The sequence below is a fragment of the Shewanella sp. AC34-MNA-CIBAN-0136 genome, assembly GCF_040309945.1.
GTDB lineage: Bacteria > Pseudomonadota > Gammaproteobacteria > Enterobacterales > Shewanellaceae > Shewanella.
In genome coordinates this window covers 95,391-108,202 of the sequence record NZ_JBEOPJ010000014.1, presented here as the reverse complement: position 1 = coordinate 108,202, position 12,812 = coordinate 95,391, and the positions used below count along the sequence as shown (strand labels likewise).

The 12,812-nt window shown below is 36.5% G+C and carries 10 protein-coding genes; 2 read left to right on the top strand and 8 right to left on the bottom strand.

Annotated features, from left to right (window positions below):
* Positions 1–140: 140 nt before the first annotated feature.
* The 5 genes from AAEY94_RS14610 to AAEY94_RS14590 all read right to left on the bottom strand — a co-directional run bounded on the left by AAEY94_RS14610 (position 141) and on the right by AAEY94_RS14590 (position 3,625).
* The gene (locus AAEY94_RS14610) at positions 141–1,271 is read right to left on the bottom strand and encodes a serine/threonine protein kinase (RefSeq protein WP_350979116.1); all 1,131 of its coding nucleotides are present in this window, start codon (positions 1,269–1,271) and stop codon (positions 141–143) included.
* The gene (locus AAEY94_RS14605) at positions 1,268–1,855 is read right to left on the bottom strand and encodes an ECF-type sigma factor (protein ID WP_350979115.1); all 588 of its coding nucleotides are present in this window, start codon (positions 1,853–1,855) and stop codon (positions 1,268–1,270) included. Before AAEY94_RS14605 ends, AAEY94_RS14610 begins: the two co-directional genes overlap by 4 nt.
* 70 nt (positions 1,856–1,925) lie before the next feature.
* Positions 1,926–2,624, bottom strand: coding sequence for a metallophosphoesterase (locus tag AAEY94_RS14600; RefSeq protein WP_350979114.1), 699 nt, complete (start codon positions 2,622–2,624; stop codon positions 1,926–1,928).
* A gap of 52 nt (positions 2,625–2,676) precedes the next feature.
* On the bottom strand, positions 2,677–3,270 hold the full coding sequence (locus tag AAEY94_RS14595; protein ID WP_350979113.1) for a hypothetical protein: 594 nt from the start codon (positions 3,268–3,270) through the stop codon (positions 2,677–2,679).
* Between the two features lie 28 nt (positions 3,271–3,298).
* A complete protein-coding gene (locus tag AAEY94_RS14590) occupies positions 3,299–3,625 on the bottom strand; it encodes a hypothetical protein (protein ID WP_182745147.1) in 327 nt (108 codons plus the stop codon).
* Between the two features lie 434 nt (positions 3,626–4,059).
* On the opposite strand from AAEY94_RS14590, the gene AAEY94_RS14585 reads away from it, so the two are divergent.
* Together AAEY94_RS14585 and AAEY94_RS14580 are read left to right on the top strand one after the other, a co-directional pair.
* Positions 4,060–4,515, top strand: a complete 456-nt coding sequence (locus AAEY94_RS14585) for a hypothetical protein (RefSeq protein WP_182745149.1) — start codon at positions 4,060–4,062, stop codon at positions 4,513–4,515.
* Positions 4,516–4,524: 9 nt separating this feature from the next.
* On the top strand, positions 4,525–4,791 hold the full coding sequence (locus tag AAEY94_RS14580; RefSeq protein WP_182745151.1) for a hypothetical protein: 267 nt from the start codon (positions 4,525–4,527) through the stop codon (positions 4,789–4,791).
* 539 nt (positions 4,792–5,330) lie between these two features.
* Here the strand turns inward: AAEY94_RS14580 and AAEY94_RS14575 are convergent.
* The 3 genes from AAEY94_RS14575 to AAEY94_RS14565 all read right to left on the bottom strand — a co-directional run bounded on the left by AAEY94_RS14575 (position 5,331) and on the right by AAEY94_RS14565 (position 12,787).
* On the bottom strand, positions 5,331–9,161 hold the full coding sequence (locus AAEY94_RS14575; RefSeq protein ID WP_182745153.1) for an AAA family ATPase: 3,831 nt from the start codon (positions 9,159–9,161) through the stop codon (positions 5,331–5,333).
* A gap of 412 nt (positions 9,162–9,573) precedes the next feature.
* A complete protein-coding gene (locus AAEY94_RS14570; protein WP_182745155.1) occupies positions 9,574–10,443 on the bottom strand; it encodes a toll/interleukin-1 receptor domain-containing protein in 870 nt (289 codons plus the stop codon).
* Complete coding sequence (locus AAEY94_RS14565) at positions 10,424–12,787, bottom strand: WD40 repeat domain-containing protein (RefSeq protein WP_182745157.1); 2,364 nt, start codon at positions 12,785–12,787, stop codon at positions 10,424–10,426. The genes AAEY94_RS14570 and AAEY94_RS14565 overlap by 20 nt, the downstream gene beginning before the upstream one ends.
* Positions 12,788–12,812 lie beyond the last annotated feature (25 nt).

Genomic DNA, 12,812 nt, shown 5'->3' with positions numbered 1-12,812 from the left:
TTCAACATCGTTATAAACACAAACGTGCTTACAGCGTTTGTGATTAACTTGTGGCTATAATATGAAATAGCAGTAGATTACTGCAGTGACAGAAGTTAAAAAAAAATACGCAATTTATTGAATAATTTTATTAAGTAATTTTAGTGAGTAAAAATCCAGACCGTGGTTGCAAATGAGTACACAAACAACATGCATGCAAGAGATGTGAAGGGTTTGCGTTTCAGCAATTTTTGGAATAAATAATAAGTGCTTTGTGAGTATTCAACTACAGGTAATCCAGCTTTAAACCTGTGAATGCTCTGTTCAAATGCTAAAGCATCAGGAAACCTAAATTCAGGATTATTAGATAATGCTTTGTTAATGATGGCATTTAATTCTGAGTATTTACCCCCTAACTGATGCCCTGGTAAAACAGTGGTACCGGTTAATACATAATGCAATAACACACCAAGTGAATATACATCAGATTGTGCGGAAGAAACTTCTCCTGCGATTTGCTCTGGTGCACTCCAAAAGCGAGTGAATGCTTTAATTGTATAAGCAGAAACGAATGGGTCATTCATATTTCGTTTGTACTTTCTAGCGAGACCAAGATCGATTAATACTAAATGACCTTGATCATTGATGATGATATTTTGCGGTTTTAAATCACCATGGTAAAGATGTTTTCGATGTAAATAGCTTACTGCGCCTAATAGTTGCTCAAATATATTCAGTTTCTGCTTTAAATTCTTTTTACTACTCGCCAACCAAATATCTAATCCTTGTCCATCAATAAAGTCCATCACAATACAAGCGGAACCAAGTACCTCAGATACTCCATATATGCTGCATACATTGGGATGGTCTAGTGACATTAAGGTTGTGGCTTCATTAAAAAAAATGGCTCGTTGTTGCGTTGAACTAAACTTATTGGCTCGCAGAATTTTAATAGCCGCTTTATGTGCCTCTCCTTTATGACTATCAGTACAGATTAAGCGCTGTTCACCTTCAAATACCAACCCCATACCGCCAGCTTCAGATACAAGCTTAGTGACAGTAAAACCCATGACAATTTGTCCAATTAAGGATTCATAGGATAAATCAACAACATTGGACATTTGTGATTCTATTAGTTCACTACTTGATACGGGAGTATGATTAATGGCGAGCATTTTCTCAAGTTCATTAACTTGCTCAGGAAATTGTATCTTAAATGGCTGTAAACGTTGCTGTTGTTCTAGGGTATTTAAACTCGATAACTCAGCGAACAGAGAAACAATATCTATCATTCTGTAAGCTTTGTTCTAAGCCAAGCCGTGGCAAATTGTAAATCGTTATCAACTGTTCTGGTCGATAAATCTAACATATCAGCGATTTGCTGATGTGTTACCATGGCAAAATTTTTCAACTCAAATACTTCAGCTTGTCTCGGATATGACTTCTGTAAAAGCTCCAACACAGAAGATAACGTAAGATTCTCTGTCCAATTAGGTAAAGACACCTCTGCATCCGTCAACTGTAATTGAAGGTATTCATGCTTAGCTTTTTGTTGATTTAGTAAGGATTGATGTGGTTTACCAAAGAGTAAATGCCAAACTGAGACGCGTACGTAATCAAAAAAATCTTGCCTCCCTTCAAAGGGCTGCTCATCGTTACGCCAACGATGTAACTTTACAACAGACTCATTGGCCAGCTCTGTAATAGATGCATCATGTAAAATTGTTTCATTTGGACGATGATGTGAAAGATACTTTTCGACTATAGATCGAATATCTTGATACGCATAAATGAGGAATTCTTCGCTTTTATGCTTATCTCTATTTTGCCAACCTAACAGTAATTCAGTGGCATTATTTAACTCTCTAATGGACACTATATTCCCTATATTGTTCAATATAATAATGATGTAAATTATCAACTAGTTCAGCCTATATTACTAGCAATTACAACCTATTGACTAATGCAATGGGTAAATCAGTTAAATTAACGATCGTCAATTCTTGTGTTGAGGTAAAAGTGTCTATCCAAAAACGATTCTCGTATTGAACTATTTCCCTTACTGGACTGTGCCCGTGGACGACATAATCAATGTCTGCAATTGCAGTGCACATATTTAGGTCATGTAATGGCCTACTCCAAAGCACATTCCATATATCCTCATCGGACAATTCATCGTGTTGAAGTTTGCCCCAAGAAGTTAAAGCTGAAGCATGGCTAATTCCAATAAATGTACAGCCTACTTGAATTGTCCTTGTTAGTGGCATGGTGATATCAATGATAGTTTTCCATCGAAGTAATACATCATAATGACTAATATTTTCTGCTAACCAACCTCCTCCGTTTTTGATTAAAAACCCCCAATAACTTGAACACTGAAATCCTAATAAAAAAAGTTGTTCGTGGTTTCCCAAAACAGAAAAAAACCATTTTTTAGTGAGCAAGTTAAGGCAATCAATACTGCCTATCCCCTTACTAATAATATCACCAGTACAAAAAAGCCTATCTCTTTTAAAATCAAAGCCTAATATTGCTAATTTTTTATATAAATGCTTAATTTGACCATGAATATCACCGACTATGTAGTCTCTACCGACTGAATTAACAGGAGTATAAATATGTTGCTTTCTAGGCATAAAATGCATAAACACATCCATAAAAAAAGGCCAGTTTACAACTGACCTTGAGAGTAATAACCTATTTGCTAACCAGTTTATCCCACAGTGCATGATTAGTTTTATAGCCTGGCTTTATCGTTGCAATCACAGTCAGTACGAAGCTTGATATAAACATATAGAAGCCAACATCCGCATACCTTAACCCTTCAACAATTCCTCTTATAACTTCTTTGCGATTAACGCTACCAAACATTTGTGTTGCTTGAAATACGTCGGATATCTCTTGATAAACGGTAAAGGAAGTAGACAGTAATAGAATAAATAAAGTACCGCGTGAAATTAACTGCTTAAATCCAAAAAGATGACTACACAGTGCAAAAATGGTCACTATGTATAACCATATTGGTGCTATGTCATTTAATGGCATTCTACTGCCAAATACGTTCATCACAGGACAAAATGTACTTAACAGCATTAAAGCTAGACTGAATACCGCAAAAAAGTTCATTAATTTAATATTCGGTATATCTGCAGTTAACGCACTATTTGTTGTATTGGTGATAGCAGACTTAGCTTGTTGAAAAGAAGGTGACTGATTCAACTCGTGCGTGACTTGCCCTACTGTTTTTTTTGCATCACAAATCAGTTCTAAGCTTTTATTTGTTAATGACATTTTCAATCCTTGTATTAGATTTGCAACGTTAAAGCTGAATAATATTATTAGCTAACAACTCTCTATCCAGGCTAATGCCATCTTTTTCCGCTAAATCCGTTATATAATCTAACTCACATTCATTGACGGCTTCATTTTGCGAATCACTCATTTCTTGAGTCATACTTCTAATACCCACTTTTTTAAAGCACACACCTAACATTTTAAGATTAGCTTGATAATTCCCCGAACTATTCCACTCATTTAGCCAAGTCATTTGTTCTTCGTCAGAAGACCCGCCGCATCCTACGAGTACTAATGCACTCAAACCCAAAACGACGCCAAATTTAATGTTACTTTTAATCATTGCTTTCATGTTTTAATCCTTTCTTTTTGTTATGCATACTAAAGTCATATGCGATTGGGATTAGCTTAAAGAAATGATGAAAAACATGGAGTGACGTAAAATATATTTTTTTACGCAAAAAAATTGAATATATAAGAGGAAATATCAGAACATATCAATGTTAGAGTAGAGTGTAAAAGCACGTCATGAACAATCAAACATTAAAATCCTAAAGCTTTGATATTATTTATAAAAAAAGACTGCCCAGTGTTAAAGTTCAATCAAGGTTTAAGACGTACATGAATACTATTGCAAACGTACCAGACCAATTAGAGTATTTATCTAACGTAACAAGGTTGATTGGTATCTTTTATATATGCAATAATATCAGTAAGTTAATTAAATAAAATAACCTTCTTACATTTATGTATTTTGGCTATACACTAGGCCGAAACAAGGACGAAATGAAGTATTTTTCAACAAGATTCATCGATGTACCTAAAATGCAGCGGTATGACAATATCGTCTACGTTATACTACTGACTTTAGTGCTGATCTATTTTCCTAAGGGAATACTGCCAAAACAAGTATTAACAGAGTACCCAGACTTACAAAATTATAGAACATCAGAAAAGTTTAATACTTATGGAATAACAAGTAGCCAGTTTACCATCCCATTTGTCGGCTGCTTTACCCGATACACTGGTACTATTATTGGTCACACGGATCCTTATACTCGGCATTTGTGGGATTATGAATGTGGTTCTCTGAACTTTGACTACAAAATAATTCGTGAAGGTAAGCGGTTCAAACTTTATTACTTTAGACCGCTTGGTGAAAAAATAAATATGAATGAAAACATGAAGGCTGAAATTGAATCAAATTTCAATTTTGTCATCAGAAATGCGTTCCAAAACTAAGGTGACTCAGTGGTAAACATAATCTTTTTTATCGGTCTATATTTGATTCGTTTTATCATGGCGCTTGTCGCGGGGTATATCGGATACATATGGGGTTTAGGTATCGATAATGCTATTTATATTACATTAGGCTATTTTTTATTGTTAATGTTCATCAATGTAGAAGGATATGGCATTTATATTTCTACTTTATCCGCCTTGGTTTTTTCCTATGTATTCTTATCGTTCTTTTTCGGTTTGTATGACGCAGCAGGAGCGATACCAAGTAATCGTTAATGCAGAGTATTTGTAATGATTACTCGTCGAATCGTTCGACTAATCCATTATGTATAAACAAAAATATTAACGCTATATAGATAAGAAATAGCGAAGTACATCCAGTACCTGCCACCCATAAAAAAACAGCATAAAGCCAATGCATTTCTTTGCCTGCAGCAAATCCAAACAAGTAGATAAACCAGCCTACACCGACAAAATAAGGAATGAGTGGCCTTGTTATGCAAACAAACCTTGAACATTTGAAGATACACCACAAAACAAGCTGGATTGGCAGCATCATCAAATAGTAATATAGCTTTACTGGTGCGAGTATCACTTTAGAAATAATATTCAATTCCCTTCCTTATCGGTGCTTTTTGAAGACTTATTTTTGAGAAAGCAGACATTTAACGGGTGAAATGGCTATATTCCACTCTATTATCTAGCTAAATAAAGCTCTAGCATGACTTTGGTTTACGGTCTTAGTAAGCCAAAGTCATATTGAATGGGCTACTACAGAAACCTGAGCCACCCATTAGCCATAAGTGTAAACAATGCTAAGTGAAAAATAATTGTTCAATCTCATCACCGAGCAAAGACTCTTTTTCCAGTAGTATTGTAGTAATGTTAGTCAGTAACTGATAATTGTCACTGAGCAATTTTTCTACCTGTACTTCAGCCAATTCTAACCAGTTTTTCACCGCTAATTGAGCAACAGATAACAATTCACTTTCTTCGAATCTAGTTAATAAGGCAATATTGATCGGGCCAACGGTTGCTTCAATCCCTCCTTCGTAAATGGCATGCATGGCTAATTGAGTTGCTTTTTCGATGTCACTCGAAGCGCCTGTACTCACTTCATCACTATCACCGGAGCACAATTTTTCTGCTACTCTTCCCGCTAGTAATACTTGCAATTTGCTCATAACTCTTCGCTTTGACAGGCTTTCATATTCTTCTGCTTCCCGAGTAGCAACAAATCCTAACGTAAAATTTCTCGGTTCAATAGTAATAAAATCAACTGGTTGTTTAGGGAACAATAATTTATAAGCCAACAAATGTGCCGCTTCATGGTAAGCCGTGCTTAGCTTTGCTTCGTCACTCAATAATATATGTTCTGAGGGAGAACCATAGGCCACTCTAATCATGGTTTTTATTATGTGTTCAGTAGATAGTTGCTCATTGTCACCAACAGCTTGGTAAACAGACTCTCGTAAAACTTGTTCTATTTGTGCTGAAGACATGCCTTGGGCTGAAGACACTAATTGCTGTAATTCAGTTTGTTGCCAATTCAAATTATGCTTATCTGCAAAACGTTTAAAAAATGCTAAACGGGCAGATTTATTTGGTAAGTCACAATAAATTGTCTCATCAAATCGACCTGGTCGTGTAATGGCTTTATCAAGTAATTGTGGGAAATTAGTCGCCGCCATGACAAATATTGGCGCATCACCACTTGAAAAGCCGTCCATTTCTGTTAAAAGCGCATTAACCGTTAAATTTCGGTCTCTTGAGCTGCCATCGGTACTATTGGTTCGTTGGCCGGCAATAGCATCAATTTCATCAATAAAGACAATAGACGGTGAATACTTTCTCGCGGTAGCAAACAACTTTTTAATGTTTTCAGTTGTGCCACCATTATTAGGAGATGACAGTTCGGATGCGGTCACACTAAAAAAGGGTAACTCACACTCCCCCGCAACCGCTTTGGCTAATAGTGTTTTCCCCGTCCCAGGAGGACCTGCAAACAAAAAGCCAGTGGGCACTTTTACGCCGAAATTTAATAATTTATCAGGTGTCTTTAGCCAGCTAATCACCTCTTTTAAACGTTTTTTAGCCCTATCGAGTCCAATAACATCATCAAGTGAGTCGCTCGGCAGGCTGTGATTAAAGAAACTGGTTTCTTGTAAATCTTTTGAATGAATGACCTGACAATAAGATAGATTATTAAATGATACGTCCAATGCATTATTTTTTAACTCAACACGACATTGATACTCAACTCTTTCATTTCGAGACATCATGCGTCGTATGGTTTTTTCGGTTGTTAGAAAATAGTTGATACGCATTAGCATGTCTGAAAATGTTGTTTTTATCGTTTCAATTTCTAATTCAAAATGCTGCCTAATATGGTGGTTCAAGGATTGATTTTTATGTTCAACCACGTCTTTGTTGACCAATCGAAAGCTAAAAATCGGAATTTTTGGGTTGATACCATGCACTTTTTCGGTGATTTCATCGATAGATAATTGAGCATTAGAAACAGAGTCCATATCAATTAAAAATGCATCAGGTCGATATTGCTGCATCATCTGTTTAATATTTTCGGCGTCATCAACCAATTTAGTAGATAAACTAGGATCTAAAAACTCAATTTTAGATTGGAATTGCTTATCATTATCAAATATTAATACCTGTTTTACATCAATGCCGACAGTGTTTTCATTAACGGATACGTTGCAAGAAATGGATGATAAGTCATCAGTAATAAGATCACTCGACTTAACCAAAATTTCTGCTTTTAATTTCGATAACGAGGCGGTTAACTGCCTTGCAGTTATGTCAGGTGCTAATGACTGTAATAAAAATGATGCGAAATTAGCAGGCCAAGTAAAATCAAGCATGTCTTGATGTTCACTGACTTTATTAAGCTCTTTTTCTGCTAAGTAAGTAAAATGATTTATCTGCAAAGGTGTAAATAATGCAGAATACCCTTTAGATAAGCGGTTAACAAACTCAATAGACAACTTGGACCCGTTCGCAGGACTTTGTGAATACCTTAAAACATCAAAAATATTTAACTGATTCTGTTGATTGTTATTGGCTAATACATCCTGGCCTAAGTTAGTGGTAAAAATGATGATGCACTGGTCAAAATTAACAAATTCTTGACTCGTTTGGTCTTGTGCTTGACCACTATCTAAAATACTCAAAAGAGATTGAGTCACATTGCTGTGTGCTTTTTCTATTTCATCAAATAGAATAACCTGCCTTGGCTGCGCCCTAACTGCACTTGTAATTAAACCAAGGTTAGCATCGTTGTATTGCACCCCACTACCAAACAACTTCATCGCATCATTTTTATGTGAATACTGTTCCATATTAAAAAGAGTAAACGTGTATGCAGAACATTCATATTGATTCAATAAATCACAAAAAATTGAGGACAGGTAAGTTTTACCGACACCGGAAGGTCCGGCAAACGTGAAAATCAATCTTGGTCCTACACTCTGGCTAATATTTGACGTTAAATACCCTTTTGTAAGGCTTTGAATGGCTTTTTGTTGCCCTATAACTTGATTGTTTAATGCTATCGACAGTTGTTTTTCAATTTTTAGTGCTTTGCCAATATGGTTAGTTGATTTATTTAACCGCTTTAACTGTTTGATGCTTGTGTGTGACATGTTTAAAAGTGCTGCAATAAACAACGATTCATTAAACTCGCCTTCGTTAAAGTTGCCTTCACTAAACCCTTCATCACAGCAATATTTTACATCAGCATCATATTCAAGCTGAGAAGCATAACTTTTTGCAATTGCATACCAGCTTTTACTGGTGTCGTTCTCAACATTAATACTGCGAGTAACCGCTTTATTTTTAAGCTTTTGTCTTAACATATAAATATGTTCAGGCATAATGACTTGGCTTGGCTGACACTTAAAATACTTCGCTAATACTTGTAAGCTTTTTGGAGAGCCCAATAATGTCGCCAGCACTATATCGATACTCACTTCAGGTAACGCTTCTGCATTTATTTTTTGTACTTCAATCAACGGCTTTTCAGACAGATAACTGGCAACAGTGACAACGGCCATTTCTTCGAATAATTGTGGTGGCGCAGTACGTAAAATTGAATATTGCTCAAACTCTAAAGGGTCACGTACTTTAGGTTTTCCTGACTTGTTGTCATTAAGTGTTGTTAGGGCTTTATCAATAAAGTCTTGGCTTAATGTTAATGTAAAGTGTTCAGAAAATATTTCATCTAAAAGTTCTGACTCATCTACATTTTCATTTTCTGCTGCTGACTTGAATGTGTCTCTGAATAGCATTACCAATGGTTTTAAATCGAGTTTGCGAGTTAAGTTATATTCACACATTTTAATTGCTTTAAAGCCACCTAATTCATCACTAATCATGACAGCGACTTCATCATCAAAGCTATATAACGTGTCTACAGCAATAAAACACAATGATTCCTCTTGCTTAAAAGCCTTAAAATTGAATACTTTCCCCTCAAGAGCCGTATTTTTAATGGCATATCGAATACACAATAATACAACAGGTAACAGTATATCTGAATTGACTAAGGCATCATCCGCAATGGCTACGTCATCACAGTACACAGTACGAAATGTAAAAAAGGATTCGTTCAATTTCTCAAAAAGCATTGTTATCACCTTAAATAAATTTAAAGGGTTAATTATTTAGTTCGATGAGTAATGGGGTGTTTTGAGAGTTAACAATATCGTTTTTGTAGTTATTTGCTAAAGATAACGGGTTCATCCATGAGCCTAATAGAAGTCTGATTATGTTAATAATTTTAACATGAAGTTAACGATACCCAAAGCGATACGGTTAACATAACGCCAAATTTCAGATGAAAAAGTTAATTCATTCATGTGTTAACAGACTGCTTTTCAAGCTTGTTACACTGAAGAAAAAATTGAAAGGTATGAAAAGAAAGGCTCATAATAAATCCCATCTTTGGTGAGCCTCAACATGCGCCGAATCTCTATTATAGTAGTTGAATTTACAATAAACCTTTCCAAAAGTTTAAGTTACTAGGCGTTCATGGCTAGGCTAGAAGTCCCAATCCAGAGAGAAACGATTACCAGCAGGTAAAATCGGCTCTACTGTCTTTTTATACTTCGCTTTCACGCGTCCTTTACTATGACTAATTGATCTTAATTGATTAAATCCTGGCGTCGCATCAGCAATGTAGTTTTCCTGATAATAATGCCGGGAAATGGCCCCTAGACTATAAGCTGCAGCCGATGCCATGTCGGTATACAACAAGTGAGTAAAACTAGCGACAAAAGCATCCGCTTGGCTTTTAGACAAACGCTTGAAAGTCTTCAGTTGTAGCTTAGCCATCAGGAGTAAATACTGGGCTTCATTTTTAACATCTGTTTGAAAATGATGATGCTGCAGAATAGTTAACGCTGCTTCCGGATTAGCCGTTTTTAAGGCATCTGTCGCTTGCTTTAAATATTGCGCATCAAGTGACTCTTTGGGCTTTGAGTGATTCGATGACAGTATTTCCTTAATCGCTGCAGTGTAATCATTCATTGCAACTGCTGCGCAAATATCAACCCATTGCATTACTATCTGATGATATTGGTAAGCGTTATCATATGCTGTTTTCGGCGTATCATCCGCTTTTAACGGCACAACCTGACAACCAAACTGCAGTGCCAATTCAATTTCTTTAATCACTTGCTTAGAACCAGCATAGTTAACTCGTGCATCACCCATAGAGTTTTTAGTACACAGCACCAAAAACAATTCTGCATCACTCACAGCTTTAGGTATCACTGCGGCATAATGTTCACCGCCGGTGATACCTTCCTGATCAAACCAAACCTGATGACCTAAATGCTCTAAACTTGCCTTGAGCGATAAGGCAAGTGCACGATCTTTTGAGCTATAACTAAGAAACAGTTTCTTCATTACGTTCCTGCTTATGCAACTTAAGTTGATGGCGGATATTCTTAATGGCTTCTTCAGCTTTATTGTTAGATATCTCGTTATCTAAAGGCGCATTTTCTTCATTCATGGATTTTATTTGTGTTTCAACATCATCAAGCTCTTCTTCACGTTCGTCTTCATCCATCTCAGTGTCTTCAAGAATACTTTTCTTTCTTGCTTCCAGCGACTTTAAGATAGAATGATTACTCACTCGCTCTTTTTCTTCATTATCTTTTGCTGCTTCCACAATACTCTTTAAACTTTCTTGAGTAAGAATAGTTAACCGGATTTTATCGCCACTACTTACTACTAAATTAACGTCAATAGCTGAAATTGTTTCTTTTCCAATACCAGTTTGGCGGTCCACATCGTCCTTAGTCACAGTGGTCACATCTTTGTAGAAAAAGCTTTTGGACGATTTACCACTCATTTCTTGATTAATAAAATCATAAAAACCAGTAAACAAATCAATCTTGTCAGCAGTTAAAAATATAAATTGAATATATTGCACCGCAAAAACTAACGAACCTTTATTATCCCCCCAAAAACTCAGTTCATTTTCTCCGTGCAGTTTAGTTAATGCAGGAGCACGTCTTTCGTCAGACTGAATCAAGGCCCAATCACTCAGTACAATAGCTTCGTGATTCGAATAAATAACATCTGCTTTTTCTAAACCACAACTATGCAGCGCTTGTTTTTCGATTTGATTTTCAATGATGTCTTTCATCGTCGCGTTAACAGACTCGCCACTATAAAGGTTACGGTTCTTTCTGAGTGGAACACTCTTCCATAATTGAGCGCGATGAGCCTTTACCTTGTCGATGAGTTTGCAATACTCAGGTAATAGAGCATTAAGTAGGGTTAAGTTGCCCGTTTCCAATAGCTGCAACGTTTTTTGGCTTCTATTTTTCATGAAAAATATTAAGCAAAATAGCAATGGTACGCTAATAACCCCAGCACAAATCCTCATCACAGCATCAAGCTTAATCGGCCTAAACCCTGAAATATACTCGCCAGCTAGCTGATTGAATAAATCAGGTGCATTAGCCCCAGTACAAAGTACAGAGCCCACTCCAGCAGTTACCAAGGTTAAAAACAACATAACTAAGCTAACAATCTTATTAACGCCGCGTTTTTTCTGGTGAGTTTCCAATGCTGTTTGTGCAGTTTTAATTTTTTGATTGAGTACTTTTTCAGCCGAGCGTGCCGCTTTTACCTCTCTTTTCATCGCGGTTGTCAGCTCTCTCGGAATAGGACGATTGAAATAGTCCCACAACTCTTTTTGTTTAGCATCCTCGTCAAAATTCAACTTTTGCAATTCCAACACCCTCGCTGGCACCAGAACACTTTTGCTTTCTTTATTACCTATAAAGTTTCTTAAATGGGGGTAATGGTTAATTGTTGGCTTTTCTTCAATATGCAGATTAACCTGCTCTAATGCTTTTGATAACGCAGTGAATAAGTCAGAGACTTCTGTTGTGTTAACGTGTGAATCACTCAAGGTGCCACCGTTTTGCCATAACGAGGCCTCTTTTGTATTAACGTGTGAATCAATCAAGGTGCCATTGTTTTGCCATAACGATACTTGCTCATTGACATTTTTAATCAGCAATTGCTGTTCTGCAGTTTTCTCAATGAAGCCATTTTCAAATAAAAAGTTAAAATTAAAGCGCTTTAAACTCTCTCCAGAGTCAGACCAAAGGGTAGGATTTTCACCTTCACTCCAAGTTAACCAATTACCACTGCTTAACTGATAAAGTGACTTTAACGGCTTTATCTGACCCTTTAGCTTAATAATTTGCTCACCAGAGAAACGACAAATACTGATCCCATCAGGCTCATTGACGGCTAGCTGCTTTTGATGCGCAAAGAACTGTACAGAGTCAATACTGTCAATTTTAGCCTCAATTGTTGAATAGCAAACGCCTGTTCTAGGATTCCAAAAACGCAAAGTTTCATCTTTACTTGCCGTGACGATTTGACCATCTGCTAGCTCAAACACACCAATAATGACATCGCCATGTTCATCAAGGCTGGCAACATGCTCACCATAGAATTTAAAAACCTGAGCCGTATGATCCAAACCGACCGTAACAAAGTAATCCTTATTGGCCTTATGCTGCAGTGGGACTACTGCGGTCACCTTGTCTTCATGTATATTTATGGTTTGATGAATATCTTCATCTTCACATATCAAATCAAATTCATGGCTATTATGCCACTCTACATGGTAGCCGTTACTAAGCTTTATCTCGTTGCTTCGACTTAGCTTTTCTACTTCAGCTAATGTTTTTGTTTGGTAACGCTCTAATACTGGTGAACTCATTATCTCTTCCCTGTTACGTCAGATA

Bases quoted from the DNA above. Each gene is read 5' to 3' on its own strand.
- AAEY94_RS14610 (WP_350979116.1), bottom strand. From the start codon at position 1,271: ATGATAGATATTGTTTCTCTGTTCGCTGAGTTATCGAGTTTAAATACC.
- AAEY94_RS14600 (WP_350979114.1), bottom strand. From the start codon at position 2,624: ATGCATTTTATGCCTAGAAAGCAACATATTTATACTCCTGTTAATTCA.
- AAEY94_RS14595 (WP_350979113.1), bottom strand. From the start codon at position 3,270: ATGTCATTAACAAATAAAAGCTTAGAACTGATTTGTGATGCAAAAAAA.
- AAEY94_RS14590 (WP_182745147.1), bottom strand. From the start codon at position 3,625: ATGAAAGCAATGATTAAAAGTAACATTAAATTTGGCGTCGTTTTGGGT.
- AAEY94_RS14585 (WP_182745149.1), top strand. From the start codon at position 4,060: ATGAAGTATTTTTCAACAAGATTCATCGATGTACCTAAAATGCAGCGG.
- AAEY94_RS14575 (WP_182745153.1), bottom strand. From the start codon at position 9,161: ATGCTTTTTGAGAAATTGAACGAATCCTTTTTTACATTTCGTACTGTG.
- AAEY94_RS14570 (WP_182745155.1), bottom strand. From the start codon at position 10,443: ATGAAGAAACTGTTTCTTAGTTATAGCTCAAAAGATCGTGCACTTGCC.
- AAEY94_RS14565 (WP_182745157.1), bottom strand. From the start codon at position 12,787: ATGAGTTCACCAGTATTAGAGCGTTACCAAACAAAAACATTAGCTGAA.